Here is a 15,861-nt window from a genome sequence, read left to right on the forward strand (position 1 = left end):
CATGACGTCCACACCTGACGAGTCCACGTCCGGCGTGCCCTCGGGCACCGAGACCCCGGAGGTCGACCAGCCCGCCGAGGCGACCGTGCCAGAGGTCACGCTCCTCACCGAGCCCGCCGACGGCGTCCCGGACGTCCTCACGACGAGCGCCGAGCTCGCTCGAGCCGTCCGTCAGCTCTCTGCCGGGACAGGGCCGGTCGCGGTCGACGCGGAGCGCGCCTCGGGCTACCGGTACGGCCAACGGACCTACCTCGTGCAGCTGCGACGTGCAGGCACGGGCACGGTGCTCATCGATCCGGTCCCGCTGCCCGACCTCTCCTCCGTCTCCGACGCCCTCGAGGGTGTCGAGTGGGTCCTGCACGCTGCGTCCCAGGACCTCCCAGGGCTCGCGGAGCAGAACCTGCGCGCGTCGCGCGTCTTCGACACCGAGCTCGGTGCTCGTCTCCTCGGTCTCGACCGTGTGGGCCTGGCCGCCGTCGTCGCCGAGCTTCTCGGTCTTGGCCTGGCGAAGGAGCACTCTGCCGTCGACTGGTCCACGCGGCCTCTGCCGCCGGAGTGGCTGCGCTACGCCGCGCTCGACGTCGAGGTGCTCGTCGAGCTGCGCGACGTCATGGCCGAGCGTCTCGATGCTGCCGGGAAGCTCGGGTGGGCGGAGCAGGAGTTCGAGGCTGTACGGCTCATGCCTCCGCCCCTGCCGCGGGTCGACCCGTGGCGCAAGGTCTCCGGGGTCCACGCGCTGCGTGACCGGCGGATGCTCGCTGTGGTGCGTGAGCTGTGGCTCGCCCGCGACCGCCTCGGTCAGTCGCGGGACATCGCGCCGGGCCGTGTCCTGCCGGACCGTGCGATCATCGCCGCGGCGACCGCGCTGCCACGATCGGTCGGGGAGCTGACGAGGGTCCACGCGTTCGGCGGACCGGCGACGCGTCGTCGTGCCGCGCTGTGGCAGCGAGCGATCGACACGGCGCTCGCCCTCCCCGAGGACCAGCTGCCCGACACGCGGGGGCCGCGCACGGACGCTCCCCCGCCGCCCAAGGTGTGGGCGGACCGCGACCCCGACGCGGCAGCACGCCTCGCGTACGCCCGCACCGGGATGGCCCGGTTGTCCGAGGAGCACTCCGTCCCGGTCGAGAACATCCTCCAGCCGGACCTGCTGCGGCGGGTCTGCTGGCGGCCGCCAGCCCAGACGTCGCTCGCGGCGGTCGAGGAGCGGCTGCGCCAGGGTGGCGCGCGCGAGTGGCAGGTCGAGCTCACGGCCGGCCTGCTCACCGACGCGCTCCACGAGCACGCCTGAGCGGGCCTTACCCCACCGAGAACGACCGAACCGGGACCTGCGTCCTTGCGCCCGGCGAGATTCCCTCTGTGCTTTTTACTGAGACTGCCGGTAGCCTGTATCTCGGCCCGACGGGCCCACCAGCATCCCCGGACACAGTCGTCCTTCAGTCAGGAGTCTCCATGCCCGCTCCCGCCCACCGTCCCGTGGTTCGCGACGTCGTCTTCGTCGAGGGGGTGAGGACTCCGTTCGGCAAGGCCCGGCCCGACGGCATCTACGCCGCCACGCGCGCCGACGACCTGGCCGTGAAGACCGTCCGCGAGCTCCTCCGTCGCCGCCCCGAGCTGCCCGCTGACCGGATCGACGAGGTCGCGATCGCCGCCACCACGCAGTCCGGCGACCAGGGCCTCACCCTCGGACGCTCGGTCGCCGTCCTCGCGGGTCTCCCGAAGTCGGTCCCCGGGTTCGCGATCGACCGCATGTGCGCAGGCGCGATGACGGCGGTGACCACGACCGCGTCGGCCATCGGCTTCGGCCAGCAGGACGTCACGCTCGCGGGCGGGGTCGAGCACATGGGCCGCCACCCGATGGGCTTCGACGCCGACCCCAACCCGCGCTTCGTCTCGGAGAAGCTCGTCGACTCCACCGCCCTCGTCATGGGCGCCACCGCGGAGAACCTCCACGACCGCTTCCCGCACCTGACGAAGGAGCGCGCCGACGCGTACGGCGTCGCGAGCCAGGCGAAGTACGCCGCAGCCGTGGCGGCGGGCCAGGTCTCCCCCGACCTCGTCCCGATCGCCGTGCGCTCCGACGCCGGCTGGGGCCTCGCCACCGCCGACGAGCTCGCCCGACCGGGCACCTCGATGGCCGACATCGCGAACCTCAAGACGCCGTTCCGCCCGGGCGGGCGCGTCACCGCCGGCAACGCCTCACCCCTCACCGACGGCGCCTCGATGTGCCTGCTCGCCGCGGGAGACGTCGTCGACGAGCTCGGGCTCCCCGCCCGCATGCGGCTCGTCTCGTTCGCCTACGCGGGCGTCGATCCGGAGATCATGGGCTACGGCCCTGTGCCCTCGACCGAGCGGGCACTCACCAACGCGGGTCTGACGATCGACGACATCGGTCTCTTCGAGATCAACGAGGCCTTCGCCGTCCAGGTCTTGTCCTTCCTCGACCACTTCGGCATGAAGGACGACGACCCGCGCGTCAACCAGTACGGGGGCGCCATCGCGATCGGGCACCCGCTCGCCTCCTCCGGTGTCCGCCTCATGACCCAGCTCGCCCGACAGTTCGAGGAGAACCCGGACGTGCGGTACGGCATCACGACGATGTGCGTCGGCCTCGGCATGGGCGGCACCGTCGTCTGGGAGAACCCGCACCACGCGGACTACTCCGGGCACACCGCCCCGTCCGCCACCACGACGACCGAGAACTGAGGGGAACGCAGATGTCTGAGACGACCGCAGGACAGCAGGACCCGACCGTCGCACCCGCGAGCGCGGAGCGCGTGACCCACTCCTTCGTGCGTGACGTCACCCTCCCCGGCGGGACGGGCACGCTCGCGCTCGTCACGCTCGACAACGGGCTCGACCACACGAAGCCGACGACGCTCGGTCCGCAGGGCCTGGCCGAGCTCCAGGCCACGCTCACGGAGGTGGCGCGCCGCGCTGCGTCCGGCGAGATCGTCGCCGCGGCCGTGACCGGCAAGCCGTACTTCCTCGCGGCGGGCGCCGACCTCACCGGCGCGAAGGAGCTCGAGGGTGCCGACGCGGCGAAGCAGCTGGCCCGCTCAGGTCACGACGCGTACCGGCTGCTGACCGAGATGAGCGTCCCGACCTTCGCGTTCATCAACGGCGTCGCGCTCGGCGGTGGCCTCGAGATCGCGCTGAGCTGTACCTACCGCACGATCGCGAGCGACGTGCCCGCCGTCGGGCTCCCGGAGACCGGGCTCGGTCTCGTCCCCGGGTGGGGCGGCTGCTACCACCTGCCCCGGATCGTCGGCCTGGAGAAGGCGATCGAGGTCATCGTCGCCCGCCCGGCGGCGAACAAGCCCTACAAGGCGGCCGAGGCGTTCTCCGTCGGGATCGCGGACGCGCTCCTCGACGCGGCGGACTTCCTCGAGCAGTCGATCGTGTGGGCTGCCGCGGTCGTGCGCGGCGAGGTGACGGTCACCCGACCGGAGCGTGAGTCCCAGCAGGTGTGGGACGGGACCCTCGCGGTCGCCCGCCAGCGCCTGGACGCCGTGGTGCACGGTGCCCGCCCGGCGCCCTACCGGGCGCTCGCCGTCCTTGCCGCCGTCCGCGAGGACGACCTCGACGCCGGCTTCGCCGCCGAGGAGGAAGCACTCACCGCGCTCCTGCTCACGGACGAGCTCCGCGCGAGCATCTACGCGTTCGAGGCGGTCAACAAGGGCAAGCGCCCCACCGGCGCCCCTGACCCGAAGGCGGCCCGACCCGTGACCCGGGTCGGGATCGTCGGGGCGGGGCTCATGGCTGCGCAGCTCGCCCTGCTCTTCGCGCAGCGCCTCGGCGTCCCTGTCGTCATGCGCGACCTCGACGAGGAGCGCGTGGGCAAGGGGCTCGAGTTCGTCCGGACGTCGGTGGACAAGCTCGTGGCGACGAAGCGGATGTCGAGCGACACGGCAGCGAAGATCCTCGGGGCCGTCACCGGGACGACGCAGATCGACGACCTCGCGTCGTGCGACTTCGTCATCGAGGCCGTCACCGAGGTGCTCGGCCTGAAGAAGCGCGTCTTCGCCGAGCTCGAGGGCATCGTCTCCCCCGAGACCGTCCTCGCGACGAACACGTCCGCGCTGTCCGTGACGACGATGGCGGCAGACCTCGCGCACCCCGAGCGGGTCGTCGGGCTGCACTTCTTCAACCCGGTCGCGCAGATGCCGCTGGTCGAGGTCGTCCAGGCCGAGAAGACCTCGACCGAGGCGCTCGCCACGGCGTTCGCCGTCGCGAAGACGCTGCGCAAGACCGCCGTGCTCGTGGCGGACCGTCCGGGCTTCGTCGTCAACCGGCTCCTCGTCCTCCTCATGGGCGAGATCGTCGGCGCGGTCGAGCGCGGCACGCCGGTCGAGGTCGCGGACCGCGCGCTGCGACCGCTCGGTCTCCCGATGGGACCGTTCGCGCTGTTCGACCTCGTCGGGCCGGCCGTCGGGCTGCACGTCCTCACGTCGCTGCGCGAGGAGCTCGGCGACCGCTTCCCCGTCTCCCCGGGTCTCGAGAAGATCGTCGCGGACGGGACGCCGGTGGTCCTGCCTGCACCTGCGCGCGGGATCCCCGCGGACGTCGACCCCGCCCTCCAGGCGGTCTTCGACTCTGTCGCCCTGGAGCGCACGCCCCCGCTCGACGAGGCCGGCGTCCTCGATCTCGTGCTCACGTCCCTCGCGCGGGAGATCGGGCTCATGCTCGACGAGGGCGTGGTCGCAGGCCCCACCCAGATCGACCTGTGCATGATCCTCGGGGCGGGCTGGCCGTTCGCCGCCGGCGGCATCACGCCGTACCTCGACCGGACCGGGTACTCCGAGAAGGTCCTCGGCCGCCGACTGCTCCCTGACGGCGTGGCGAACGTGCGCGCCTGAGCGCAGACCGCGTGTCGAACGCCTGTCGGCCCCGTGCAGCTCCTGCACGGGGCCGACAGGCGTTGAGCAGGAAGAGCCTCCGACCGCTTGAGTCTCACATAGAGAGACCACGAGTCAGTCCAACCGGGACAGGCATCGCAAAACGCTGCATCGAGGAGCCCCCGCGTCTCATCAGATGACATGCCCCTCGGAAGCCCGTCAGAGGTCCATTACGGTCGCAGACACCACACGTGACGAGCGCGACGCCCAGCGCTCCGGACCTACTTCGCTTCAGGAGCGCACACACATGGCACGCACCGACGTACTCGTCTCGGCCGACTGGGCCGAAGCGAACCTCCAGACCCCCGGGCTCGTCTTCGTCGAGGTCGACGAGGACACCAGCGCGTACGACAAGGGCCACCTCGCCGGCGCCATCAAGCTCGACTGGAAGCTCGACCTCCAGGACCCCGTCCGCCGCGACTTCGTCAACAAGGAGCAGTTCGAGGCCCTGCTGTCCGCGAAGGGCATCAGCAACGAGGACACGGTCGTCCTCTACGGAGGCAACAACAACTGGTTCGCCGCGTACGCGTTCTGGTACTTCACGCTCTACGGCCACCGGGACGTCAAGCTCGTCGACGGCGGCCGCAAGAAGTGGGAGCTCGACTCCCGTCCCCTGAGCGACGCCGTCGTCACACGTCCCGCGACCACCTACGTCGCGCAGGACCAGGACCTGTCCATCCGGGCGTTCCGCGACGAGGTCGTCGCGTCCATCGGGCAGAAGAACCTCGTCGACGTGCGCTCCCCCGACGAGTTCTCCGGCAAGATCCTCGGACCGGCCCACCTCCCGCAGGAGCACTCCCAGCGAGGCGGCCACGTGCCCTCGGCGATCAACATCCCGTGGAGCAAGGCAGCCAACGACGACGGTACCTTCAAGTCGGACGAGGAGCTCGCCGCGCTCTACGGCGCCGCGGGTCTCGACACCTCCAAGCCCACCATCGCGTACTGCCGCATCGGCGAGCGCTCGAGCCACAGCTGGTTCGTCCTCTCCGAGCTCCTCGGCCAGCAGGACGTCAAGAACTACGACGGCTCGTGGGTCGAGTACGGCTCCCTCGTGGGCGTGCCGATCGAGCTCGACACGGCGAAGTGACGGTCACGCCATGAGCTGCGCTGCGCCCGACCAGAACCTGCCCGCCGTCGCGGCGCCAGGAGCGACCCTCATCGAGGGCATCATCAGCGCGTCCGGGGAGCCGGTGAGCGGTGCGTACGTCCGGCTGCACGACTCGACCGGTGAGTTCACCGCCGAGGTGGTCAGCAGCGACGCAGGGGCGTTCCGGTTCTACGCCGCGCCGGGAACGTGGGAGCTGCGTGCCCTCTCCCCGCGTGGCAACGCCCGCGGCGAGGTCACCGCGGAGGTCGGCGTGACCACGACCCAGCTCGTGCTGGCCTAGCCCTGCGCCTCAGGAGGACACCTCCTCCCGCGTCACCCGTGCCGGGTCTGACCCCGGCGCACCAGACGTCCCGTCGGCTCAGCGAAGTCGACGGGACGTCCGCGCACGTAGGTGGCCCGGACGACTCCGACGAGCGTCCGTCCCGCGTACGGCGTGATCGGGTTCTTGTGGTGCAGCCGCGTGACGTCGACGACGAACGTGTCGTCCGTCGCGAAGACTGCGAGGTCCGCGTCGTAGCCGACGGCAAGGCGTCCCTTGCCGTCCACCCGCGCGAGCTCGGCCGGGCGCTGCGACATCCACCCCACGACCCGCTCGAGCGGCACGCCGCGGGAGCGCGCCTCCGTCCACACGAGCGCCAACCCCAGCTGCAGCGACGAGACGCCTCCCCAGGCGACGGCGAAATCACCGTTCTCGAGGTCCTTGAGATCGAGCGTGCTCGGAGAGTGGTCGGAGACGATGCAGTCGATCGTCCCGTCCTCGAGGCCCCGCCACAGCTGCTCGCGGTTGGCGGCCTCACGGATGGGTGGACAGCACTTGAACGCCGTTCCACCGTCGGGTACGCCCTCGGCCTCGAGCGTCAGGTAGTGGGGACACGTCTCCACGCTCAGACGCACACCGTCGCGCTTCGCCGCTGCGATCATCGGCAGCGCGTCGGAGGAGGACAGGTGGAGCACGTGGGCCCGGGCACCGGTGCGGCGCGCACTCTCGATGACGTGCGCGATCGCGACGTTCTCGGCGCTGCGAGGGCGCGAGGCGAGAAAGTCCGCATACCGGGAGCCGCTCTGCGACACAGCACGGTCGATCGCGTCCGGGTCCTCGGCGTGGACGACGAGCAGCGAGTCGACGGAGCCGATCTCGACCATGTCGACCTCCATCTCGCCGACGTCCAGGTGCGGGAACTCGTCAACACCGGAGTGGACCAGGAAGCACTTGAAGCCGAACACCCCGGCGTCGTGCAACGGGCGCAGGTTCGACGTGCTCCCAGGGATCGCGCCGCCCCAGAACCCGACGTCGACGAAGACCTGCCCCTCGGCCGCCCGCCGTTTGACCACGAGGGCGTCGACGTCCACCGTCGGCGGGACGGAGTTGAGCGGCATGTCGATGATCGTCGTCACGCCACCGGCTGCCGCAGCGCGCGTCGCAGAGGCGAAGCCCTCCCACTCCGTGCGGCCTGGCTCGTTGACGTGCACGTGCGTGTCGACGAGACCGGGGAGGAGGGTCTCCGCGTCGTCGAGCTCGACCGTCTCCCGACCGCGCAGCCCCGCCCCCAGCGGCTCGACCGCGACGATGGTGCCGTCCCGCACACCGACCTCGCGCGGGCGGATCCCGTCAGGGGTGAGGACGCGGCGGCCACGCAGGACGAGGTCGAGCGGGCCAACAGAAGTCATTGTCCGTCCTTGCAGTGCGAGGGGATTCTAACGATCGGTCTCATCGGGTGGTGAGCCGGACCTGGCGGTTGACGTCCTTGTAGAGCAGGTAGCGGAACCTGCCCGGCCCCCCGGCGTAGCAGGCCTGGGGGCAGAATGCCCGGAGCCACATGAAGTCTCCGGCCTGGACCTCGACCCAGTCGTCGTTGAGGCGGTAGACCGCCTTGCCCTCGAGGACGTACAGCCCGTGCTCCATGACGTGGGTCTCGGCGAACGGGATGGTGCCGCCCGGCTCGAACGTCACGATGTTCACGTGCATGTCGTGCGCGAGGTCGTCCGGGTCGACGAACCGGGTGGTGGCCCACGCCCCGTCGGTACCGGGCATCTCGCGCGGGGGCACGTCCTGCTCCCGCGTGACGAAGCCTGTCGCCGTGTACCCGGCGAGCGGCTCATACTCCTTGCGGACCCACTGGAAGCTCACGGGCTCGGTCCCCGTGTTCGCGACCGTCCACGCGGCACCGGCCGGCACGTACGCATAGCCACCGGGCCCCATGACGTGCTGCTCGCCCTCGAGGACGAGGTCGAGCGCCCCCGCCAGGACGAAGACGACCGACTCGACGCCGGCCTCCTCCTCGGGGCGGTCGCTGCCGCCCCCGGGAGCGACCTCGACGACGTACTGCGCGAAGGTCGTGGCGAAGCCGGCGATCGGGCGCGCGAGCACCCACGCGCGCGTCCTGGTCCATCCGGGCAGGTTGCTCGTGACGATGTCCCGGAGCACGCCGCGCGGGATGACCGTGTACGCCTCCTTGACGATCGCTCGGTCCGTGAGCAGCTCCGTCTGGTCAGGAAGACCGCCGGCGGGCGCGTAGTAGGAGGGCGTCGTCATGGTGGTGCTCCTTGGGGGGTCGGGCTGTCGGGCGGAGTTCGCGGAGATCAGGTCGTCTGGGAGCCGGGCCCACGGGCGGAGTGCGGCACGCGGGGAGACGCCAGCCCGTGGAGCGCGTCGACGCTCAGCCCGCACCGCGCCGACACCTCGTCGGCGTCGAGCGCGCCGCACGACAGTCCCCTGCTCACGAAGCGGGCGAGCGCCCGCGCCGTCGCCGGCTCGTCCATGACCCCGCCCGGGCGCCGACCGACGTAGCGGTCGAGCCGCTCGGCTGCCGCCTGGAAGCCGGAGCGGTAGAAGGCGTACGTGGCGATGAACCGGGTGGCGAGCTGCGCCGGATGGAGGTCCCACCCCTGGTAGAAGCCGGCGGCCAGCGACCGACCGACGAGGCGGGCGTGCAGCCGCCAGGCCGTCTCGATCTCCTGCGGGCTGCCGACGGGGACGATGTTCGTCGAGCCGTCGGAGAGATGGACGCCCGTCCCGGCGACGGCGACCTGCATGACCTGCTTCGCGTGCTCGGCCGCCGGATGGTCCATCGCCTGGTGCTGGGCCGAGATCCCGAGCGAGGCGCTGTAGTCGTACGTGCCGTAGTGCAGCGACGACACCCGGCCCGGCGACCGGTGCAGGACACGGGCGACCGGCGCGGTGCCGTCCGCCCCGAGGATGAGCTGCGGCGTCTCCATCTGGACCTCGAAGCGCAGCCGGCCGGCAGCCAGGCCGTGCACGGTCTCGAGGCGCTCGCAGACCCGGATCATCGCGTCGACCTGGTCGACCGTCGTGACTTTCGGGAGCGTGAGGACGAGCCCGTCCGGCAGCCCGCCCTCCTCGACGAGCGCGGAGACGACGAGGTCGAGGGTCCGCAGACCGCGAGCACGCGTGGATGCCTCGAACGACTTGAAGCGGATACCGACGAACGGGGGCGCGGTGCCGTCGGCAACCGTGGTCGCGATGTGGTGCGCGGCCGCGAGCGCGTCGCGGTCCTCAGCCGCGTCTCCACGGTCGCCGTAGCCGTCCTCGAGGTCGAGGCGCAGGTCCTCGACGGGCTCGGTCTCGAGCTTGGCCTGCACCCGTGGGGCGACGGCGGCGGCGAGGTCGTCGTCGGCGAGGAGCATCGCGGCGAGGCCGGCGGGGCCTCCGACGTGCCTCGTCGCGTCGAGGGCGCGGTCCCCCCAGTCGCGCACGAGGGTCGGGGTGCAGGAGTCTGCGGGCACGTACACGGTGTGGACGGGCTGGCGGTCGGGCCGGTCACCGGGGTAGCTCGTCTCGAGGAGAGCGTCGGTGCCCGAGAGCAGCGCGTCGATCTCGCTGAGGTCCGCACCGGTGAGTGCGGTGGGGGCTGTCACCGGTGTCCGAGGAGGGCGTAGGCCGGCAGCGTGAGGAAGTCCGTGTAGTCGTCGGAGAGGCAGATGTCCTCGACGAGTGCGGCGGCCGGCGCGTAGAGGTCGGTGTAGGTCGCGTCGCCGACCTCGGACCGCAGCCGGTCGCACTCCTCGCGGAGGATCGTCCGGACGAGATCGGGGGTGACCGTGCGACCGGTGTCGGCGAGCGTCACGGCGTTGTGGATCTGCTGCCACACCTGGGACCGCGAGATCTCGGCGGTGGCGGCGTCCTCCATGAGGTTGTGGATCGCGACCGCTCCGTTCCCGGAGAGCCACACCGCCGTGTACGCGACGGCGACGTAGAGGTTGCTGCGCAGCCCCTCCTCGGTGACCTGCCCGTCGGCCGACGCGATGTCGAGCAGCTCGTCGGCCGTGACGTGGACGTCCTCGCGCAGGCGGTCGAGCTGGTTCGCACGCTCGCCGAGGGCCGTGTCGAAGACCTCCTGGCAGATGGGGACGAGGTCCGGGTGCGCCACCCAGGAACCGTCGAAGCCGTCGTCCGCCTCGCGGGTCTTGTCGGCGCGCACCTTGGCGAAGGCCTGCTCGGTGACCTCGGGCAGGGAGCGGTTGGGGATGAAGGCCGCCATGCCGCCCATGGCGAAGGCGCCGCGCCTGTGGCAGGTGCGGACGAGGAGGTCCGTGTAGGCGCGCATGAACGGTGCCGTCATCGTGATGCTCCCTCGGTCGGGGAGCACGAAGGCCTCGCCGGCGTCGCGGAAGTACTTGATGACGGAGAACAGGTAGTCCCAGCGTCCCGCATTGAGGCCCGAGGCGTGCTCGCGCAGCTCGTAGAGGATCTCGTCCATCTCGAACGCCGCGGGGATGGTCTCGATGAGCACCGTGGCGCGGATCGTGCCGCGCGGGATGCCGAGGGTCTCCTGGGCGTGGACGAAGACGTCGTTCCACAGTCGCGCCTCGAGGTGGCTCTCGAGCTTGGGCAGGTAGTAGAACGGGCCGGTGCCGTCCTCGGCGAGCCGGGCGCCGTTGTGGAAGAGGTGCAGGCCGAAGTCGACGAGCGCGCCGATCGCCGGACGGCCGTCGACGGTGATGTTCGACTCGTCGAGGTGCCACCCGCGAGGTCGGACGACGACGACCGCGAGCGGGGCGTCGTCCCGGAGCGCGTACGCCTTGCCCTCGGGGGACGTGAACGCGAGCCGTCGGCGGGCGGTGTCGAGCAGGTTGACCTGCGAGTCGACGACGTTGGTCCACGTGGGCGAGCTCGCGTCCTCGAGGTCGGCGAGCCAGACCTTCGCACCGGAGTTCAGCGCGTTGATCGCCATCTTCGCCGGAGATGCCGGTCCGGTGATCTCGACGCGGCGGTCGACGAGGGCCGCAGGGGTGGGTGCGACGGTCCAGTCCGCGGCACGCACGTCGGCAGTCTCGGGCAGGAAGTCCAGACGACCGGTCGCCGCGACGTGTGCGCGTCGCTCGCGACGGGCAGCGAGGAGGGTGTCCCGGCGGGTCACGAAACGGCGGTGGAGGTCGGCGACGAACTCGAGGGCCTCCGGCGTGAGGATCTCCTCCGTGCGAGGGACGGTGGAGGGGACGTGCTCGGGCGCGGAGCTCTGTGGTGTCGGCATGTCGGCTGCTGCTCCCTGGTCGGCGATGTGGCGGGACGCGTGCTGGGCACCGTGGTCCACGACCCGTCGTTCTTCCACGATGCGGATAGTATTGTCTGCTAGACGAAATGTTGCGCCAGCCTATCCCACCGCCCGCGTGTGGATACGGCATCCGTCGTCGCCACCGATCGACCTCGGACAGCGGGTCCCGTGCGACCGAGAGAGCGAGACCGATGTCCGAGACGCCCGTGAAGCCCGCGGCCACGGGCCGCGTCCAGTCCGTCGAGCGCGTCTTCGAGCTCCTCGAGCTCCTCACCGACGCCGGCCGGGGGGTGACGCTCTCCGAGCTCTCCAGCTCCACCGACCTCCCCCTGGCGACCGTCCATCGACTCCTGCGGACGCTCGTCGCGCTCGGCTACGCACGCCAGCTCACCGACCGCCGCTACACGCTCGGACCGGGACTCGTCCGTCTCGGCGACGCGGCGAACAAGCAGCTCGGGAACCTCGCGCTCCCCGAGCTGCGCACTCTCGTCGACGAGCTCGGAGAGACGGCGAACATGGCCATGCTCGACGGCGACATGGTCGTCTACATCGCCCAAGCACCCTCCGCCCACTCCATGCGGATGTTCACGGAGGTCGGTCGGCGCGCGAACCTCCACAGCACCGGCGTGGGCAAGGCGCTCATGGCACGGCTCACCGACGACGCCGTCCGTGCGATCGTCACGCGGACGGGTCTGCCGACACCCACCCCGCGCAGCATCGGGACGATCGACGATCTCCTCGCCGAGCTCGCCACCGTCCGTGAGCGCGGCTACGCGATCGACGACGAGGAGCAGGAGATCGGGGTGCGGTGCTACGCGATGGTCGTGCCCGGTCTCCCGACGCCGACCGCGGTGTCCGTCTCAGGCCCGATCACACGCGTCGACGGGTCGTTCGGCGCTCGGGCCGTGCCGCTGCTGCGGGCGGCCGGGGCCGCTATCGCTGCAGATCTCGCCGTCGGCTGACGCGTCAGCTCCCGCGGTAGCTCGAGAGGGCGAAGGGACTGACGAGCAACGGCACGTGATAGTGCCTGCCCGTCGTGTCGACGGTGAACACGACCGGCACGTACGGGAAGAACGTCTCGACGCCGGCCGCTGCGAAGTACGCCCCGGTCTCGAACGTCAGCCGATAGGTCCCGGCCGGGAGCGTGGCCGGCCCGAGGTCGCCGACCCGGCCGTCGTCGTCCGTCACGCTGCGCGCGACCGCGGCCCAGCCGCCGTCGCCGTGGTTGTCGACCGCGCCCTCGGCACGATCGAGCCGGACCACGACGCCGGCGGCAGGTCGACCCGCCGTCGTGTCGAGCACGTGCGCCGTCACGTGGGAGACCGTCATGGTGTCACCGTCTCCTGCAGCCGCAGGAGGGCGATCTCGCGCAGCTGTTCAGCGACCACGCGGTCCTCGACCTCTCGTGGGTTGTCTAGCCGGGTGCGCAGCGCGGTGAGGATCTCCGCAGGTCCCCGGTTCGCTGCACGGATGAGGAACACGCGGTCGAACCGTTGCTCGTAGGCCTCGTTGCCCTCGCGGAGCGCACGTGCGGTGCTCTCGTCGAGGGTCCCTACGCCGCCCTGCTCGGCCCGCGACATCCGCGCCTCGGCACCTGCGCCCGGCGCACGGTCGCCGATCCGGGGGTGGTGCGCGAGCGCGCGAGCCACCTCGTCGGACGTCAGCGGCTCGGCCGCCGTGCGGGCCCGTCCGAGGAGCTCGTCGACCGAGGCGTACGGGCGGTCGACGAGGATCTCGTCGATCCAGCGCCCGACGTCGAGGCAAGGTCGCAGGACCGCGGCGGCGGCGTCGCGCGAGGCCGCGTTGAGCTCCGTGAGGCGCATACGTCCCGCCGTCACACGGGACTGACGTCGAAGGCCTCAGCCAGGGTGACGATCTTGCGGGCTCTCCCGAGCCGCGGGAGGTCGCTGCCGTCGCGGACGACCTCGCCCCGCGCGCGGAAGTCCGCGAGGAAGTCGTAGGCCCACGTGACGTCCGTCCGCATCGGGCTGATCACCTCGTTGACGACAGGCGTCTGGTCGGCGGTCAGGCACAGCTTCCCGGTCATCCCCATCATCACCGTCACGCCGGACTGCTCTCGCAGCACGGGGTGCGACTCCCCGACCGTCGGACCGTCGATGGGTCCGGGGAGCCCACCGACACGGCTCGCGACGACGAGCCGGGCACGCGGGTAGGCCATCGCTTCCTTGTCGGCGCTCATGCCGGTGTCGCGTCGGAAGTCGCCGCTGCCGAACGCGAGACGGAACGTCCCGGGCGCCCTGGCGATCGAGGTGGCGTCCTCGATCCCCTGGGCCGACTCGACGAGGGCCACGATCCGCACGTCCGACCCGAGGATCGCGTGCGTGCGGGCGACCTGGTCGGCATCCTCGGTCTTGGCGAGCATGACCCCGAGGAGGCCCGGGGCTCCCCGCAGCTCACGGAGGTCGTCCTCCCAGAACTCCGTGGTCGCGTCGTTGACGCGCACCCACGCCTCGCCCTGCGACCCGAGCCAGCTCCCGACCGTCTCGCGCGCCTCGCGCTTGCGCGAGGGATCGACGGCGTCCTCGATGTCGATGACGACCGCGTCGGCCGAGGAGCGGGCGGCCTGGGCGATGCGTTCCGGGTCGGTCCCCGGCACGAGCAGCCACGAGCGGGCCAGGTCGGCCGGGACCTGGCGGCGCAGGACCCCGTCCGCGTCCGGGCGTACGGACTGCTCGAGCTGCTGTGCGTCACTCATCGTCGACCCTCGTGTCTCGTCCGACCTGCGTGAGGCCGTCGTGCTCTCGCCCGGTCACATCTCTGCCAGGCACTGTACCGTCGCGGTGCCCGTGAATCAGATGAGCACCCTGTTGGTCGTGTGCTGGAGGACGATGCCGTTGCCGTCCGGGTCGCTGAAGGTCGCGAAGCGCCCCCACGGCTGCTCCTCGATCGGCGTCTCGAAGACGACGCCGTCTCGCGTCAGTCGCTCGACGTCGCCATCGAGGTCGTCCGTCTCGAGCACGATCCCCTTGAGGTCGCCCGGCTTCATCGTCGGGAACCACGTGACGAGAGTGATCGCCGTGGTCCCCCGTGGCGGGGCGAGCTGCACCCACCGCATCTCTGGGGTGAACTGCTGGTCTCCCAGCACCTGGAAGCCGAGGACGTCGCGGTAGAAGTCGCGCGAGCGGTCCTGGTCGGTGACCGGGACGGAGAAGAGCTGGATCTCGGTGATAGCCATGACCCCACCCTGCCAGGTCCGCCCCCGTGAAGCACGTCGTGCCCTCAGAGCACCTCAGTAGACGGACAGGCCCCGCGCGCGGAAGATGTCCCGGACCTGCTCGGTCTCCTGCGTGGTGGGCGGAGGAGTGTCCTCGAGCTCGTAGCGCATGCCGAGGCTCGCCCACTTGTCCCGGCCCATCTGGTGGAACGGGAGGACTTCGACGCGGGTCACGGTGGGGAGCGTCGCGGCGTAGTCCGCGACAGCCTCGACGTTCGCCGTGTCGTCCGTGAGTCCGGGGACGAGCACGAACCGGAGCCAGATTTCGACACCCTTGTCCGCGACGCGTCGGCCGAAGTCGAGCGTGGGCTGCAGCTCGCGGCCGGTGACCTTCTTGTACGTCTCGGGGTCGCCGCTCTTGACGTCGAGGAGGACGAGATCGATCGTCTCGAGCATCTCGTCGCTGCAGGCGGCGCCGAGGTAGCCGGACGTGTCGATGGTCGTGTGGATCCCGGCGGCCTTCGCGCCGGCCAGGAGCGTCGCCGCGAAGGTGGGCTGCATGAGCACCTCACCGCCCGAGATGGTCAGCCCGCCCCCGGTCGACGTGAAGACCGGCTTGTAGCGCAGGATGCGACGCAGGAGCTCCTCGGAGGTGACCGTCTCCCCGTTCTTCATCTGCATGGTGTCGGGGTTGTGGCAGTAGAGGCAGCGCAACGGGCAGCCTGAGAAGAACACGGTCATCCGTGTGCCCGGGCCGTCGACCGCCGTGACGAGCTCCCACGAGTGGATGGCGCCGAGCGTCCCGGCCCGCATCTGCGCGAACTTGTCGCCCCGGTCGAGGGCGGTGATCTCCAGGCCGCCCGTGCCCACACCGGTCGCCCGGTGCTCGGGGGCGACGAAGTCCTTGTCCCCGAGGATCGCGGCGGTCGTCGCGGCGGCGTTCTGCGCAGCGTCGGTGGGCGCAGGGCTCGCCGCCACGGCGTCACCCACGAGGTCGAGAGCACACGCGCTGCCGTCGATCGGGGCGAGGGGGACGACCCTGGTGCTCATCGTGACGACCTTCCGGGAGAGTCTGGTGTGCGGTGGTGGTCGGTGGCCGGACGGGAAGGACCCGGTCGCCTTGCCGTAGACGACGTTGGACGTGATCGTCAGGACCGACTGGGTCGG

At 71.2% G+C, this 15,861-nt stretch carries 15 protein-coding genes; 6 read left to right on the top strand and 9 right to left on the bottom strand.

Going from position 1 to position 15,861, the window contains the following annotated elements:
* Position 1: 1 nt before the first annotated feature.
* The 5 genes from ABKW26_RS12190 to ABKW26_RS12210 all read left to right on the top strand — a co-directional run bounded on the left by ABKW26_RS12190 (position 2) and on the right by ABKW26_RS12210 (position 6,286).
* Positions 2-1,291 carry a ribonuclease D gene (locus ABKW26_RS12190; protein WP_348594035.1) on the top strand — a complete coding sequence of 430 codons (1,290 nt, stop codon included), beginning with the start codon at positions 2-4 and terminating at the stop codon, positions 1,289-1,291.
* A gap of 161 nt (positions 1,292-1,452) precedes the next feature.
* Positions 1,453-2,706, top strand: a complete 1,254-nt coding sequence (locus tag ABKW26_RS12195) for a thiolase family protein (RefSeq protein ID WP_348594036.1) — start codon at positions 1,453-1,455, stop codon at positions 2,704-2,706.
* A gap of 11 nt (positions 2,707-2,717) precedes the next feature.
* Complete coding sequence (locus ABKW26_RS12200) at positions 2,718-4,859, top strand: 3-hydroxyacyl-CoA dehydrogenase NAD-binding domain-containing protein (RefSeq protein WP_348594037.1); 2,142 nt, start codon at positions 2,718-2,720, stop codon at positions 4,857-4,859.
* Positions 4,860-5,145: 286 nt separating this feature from the next.
* A complete protein-coding gene (locus ABKW26_RS12205; protein WP_348594038.1) occupies positions 5,146-5,985 on the top strand; it encodes a sulfurtransferase in 840 nt (279 codons plus the stop codon).
* Between the two features lie 10 nt (positions 5,986-5,995).
* Positions 5,996-6,286, top strand: coding sequence for a DUF1416 domain-containing protein (locus tag ABKW26_RS12210; RefSeq protein WP_348594039.1), 291 nt, complete (start codon positions 5,996-5,998; stop codon positions 6,284-6,286).
* Positions 6,287-6,318: 32 nt separating this feature from the next.
* Here ABKW26_RS12210 and allB read toward each other — a convergent pair whose 3' ends face one another.
* The 4 genes from allB to aceB are packed head-to-tail and all read right to left on the bottom strand — an operon-like array spanning position 6,319 to position 11,498.
* Complete coding sequence (allB, locus tag ABKW26_RS12215) at positions 6,319-7,674, bottom strand: allantoinase AllB (protein WP_348594040.1); 1,356 nt, start codon at positions 7,672-7,674, stop codon at positions 6,319-6,321.
* Between the two features lie 40 nt (positions 7,675-7,714).
* Positions 7,715-8,539 carry a bifunctional allantoicase/(S)-ureidoglycine aminohydrolase gene (locus ABKW26_RS12220; protein WP_348594041.1) on the bottom strand — a complete coding sequence of 275 codons (825 nt, stop codon included), beginning with the start codon at positions 8,537-8,539 and terminating at the stop codon, positions 7,715-7,717.
* A 47-nt stretch (positions 8,540-8,586) separates the two neighbouring features.
* Positions 8,587-9,882 (bottom strand): aldolase, encoded by a 1,296-nt coding sequence (locus ABKW26_RS12225; protein ID WP_348594042.1) that lies wholly within the window; start codon positions 9,880-9,882, stop codon positions 8,587-8,589.
* Positions 9,879-11,498 (bottom strand): malate synthase A, encoded by a 1,620-nt coding sequence (gene aceB, locus ABKW26_RS12230; protein ID WP_348594048.1) that lies wholly within the window; start codon positions 11,496-11,498, stop codon positions 9,879-9,881. The genes ABKW26_RS12225 and aceB overlap by 4 nt, the downstream gene beginning before the upstream one ends.
* 212 nt (positions 11,499-11,710) lie before the next feature.
* Between aceB and ABKW26_RS12235 the strand changes: the two genes are divergently transcribed.
* Positions 11,711-12,481, top strand: a complete 771-nt coding sequence (locus tag ABKW26_RS12235) for an IclR family transcriptional regulator (protein WP_348594043.1) — start codon at positions 11,711-11,713, stop codon at positions 12,479-12,481.
* A 4-nt stretch (positions 12,482-12,485) separates the two neighbouring features.
* Here ABKW26_RS12235 and uraH read toward each other — a convergent pair whose 3' ends face one another.
* The 5 genes from uraH to pflA form a co-directional block, all read right to left on the bottom strand.
* Positions 12,486-12,848: a hydroxyisourate hydrolase gene (uraH, locus tag ABKW26_RS12240; protein ID WP_348594044.1), complete on the bottom strand. Its 363-nt coding sequence runs from the start codon at positions 12,846-12,848 to the stop codon at positions 12,486-12,488.
* Positions 12,845-13,342 carry a 2-oxo-4-hydroxy-4-carboxy-5-ureidoimidazoline decarboxylase gene (uraD, locus tag ABKW26_RS12245; RefSeq protein WP_348594045.1) on the bottom strand — a complete coding sequence of 166 codons (498 nt, stop codon included), beginning with the start codon at positions 13,340-13,342 and terminating at the stop codon, positions 12,845-12,847. The genes uraH and uraD overlap by 4 nt, the downstream gene beginning before the upstream one ends.
* An 11-nt stretch (positions 13,343-13,353) precedes the next feature.
* A complete protein-coding gene (locus ABKW26_RS12250; protein ID WP_348594046.1) occupies positions 13,354-14,235 on the bottom strand; it encodes a CoA ester lyase in 882 nt (293 codons plus the stop codon).
* A 96-nt stretch (positions 14,236-14,331) separates the two neighbouring features.
* On the bottom strand, positions 14,332-14,715 hold the full coding sequence (locus ABKW26_RS12255; protein WP_348594047.1) for a VOC family protein: 384 nt from the start codon (positions 14,713-14,715) through the stop codon (positions 14,332-14,334).
* Positions 14,716-14,769: 54 nt separating this feature from the next.
* A complete protein-coding gene (gene pflA / locus ABKW26_RS12260) occupies positions 14,770-15,612 on the bottom strand; it encodes a pyruvate formate-lyase-activating protein (protein ID WP_348594049.1) in 843 nt (280 codons plus the stop codon).
* Between the last annotated feature and the right edge of the window lie 249 nt (positions 15,613-15,861).

Origin of the sequence: Sanguibacter sp. 25GB23B1, from assembly GCF_040012415.1 — a bacterium.
In the GTDB taxonomy this organism is placed as follows: domain Bacteria; phylum Actinomycetota; class Actinomycetes; order Actinomycetales; family Cellulomonadaceae; genus Sanguibacter.

Bases quoted from the DNA above. Each gene is read 5' to 3' on its own strand.
- ABKW26_RS12190 (WP_348594035.1), top strand. From the start codon at position 2: ATGACGTCCACACCTGACGAGTCCACGTCCGGCGTGCCCTCGGGCACC.
- ABKW26_RS12195 (WP_348594036.1), top strand. From the start codon at position 1,453: ATGCCCGCTCCCGCCCACCGTCCCGTGGTTCGCGACGTCGTCTTCGTC.
- ABKW26_RS12200 (WP_348594037.1), top strand. From the start codon at position 2,718: ATGTCTGAGACGACCGCAGGACAGCAGGACCCGACCGTCGCACCCGCG.
- ABKW26_RS12205 (WP_348594038.1), top strand. From the start codon at position 5,146: ATGGCACGCACCGACGTACTCGTCTCGGCCGACTGGGCCGAAGCGAAC.
- ABKW26_RS12210 (WP_348594039.1), top strand. From the start codon at position 5,996: ATGAGCTGCGCTGCGCCCGACCAGAACCTGCCCGCCGTCGCGGCGCCA.
- allB (WP_348594040.1), bottom strand. From the start codon at position 7,674: ATGACTTCTGTTGGCCCGCTCGACCTCGTCCTGCGTGGCCGCCGCGTC.
- ABKW26_RS12220 (WP_348594041.1), bottom strand. From the start codon at position 8,539: ATGACGACGCCCTCCTACTACGCGCCCGCCGGCGGTCTTCCTGACCAG.
- aceB (WP_348594048.1), bottom strand. From the start codon at position 11,498: ATGCCGACACCACAGAGCTCCGCGCCCGAGCACGTCCCCTCCACCGTC.
- ABKW26_RS12235 (WP_348594043.1), top strand. From the start codon at position 11,711: ATGTCCGAGACGCCCGTGAAGCCCGCGGCCACGGGCCGCGTCCAGTCC.
- uraH (WP_348594044.1), bottom strand. From the start codon at position 12,848: ATGACGGTCTCCCACGTGACGGCGCACGTGCTCGACACGACGGCGGGT.
- uraD (WP_348594045.1), bottom strand. From the start codon at position 13,342: ATGCGCCTCACGGAGCTCAACGCGGCCTCGCGCGACGCCGCCGCCGCG.
- ABKW26_RS12250 (WP_348594046.1), bottom strand. From the start codon at position 14,235: ATGAGTGACGCACAGCAGCTCGAGCAGTCCGTACGCCCGGACGCGGAC.
- ABKW26_RS12255 (WP_348594047.1), bottom strand. From the start codon at position 14,715: ATGGCTATCACCGAGATCCAGCTCTTCTCCGTCCCGGTCACCGACCAG.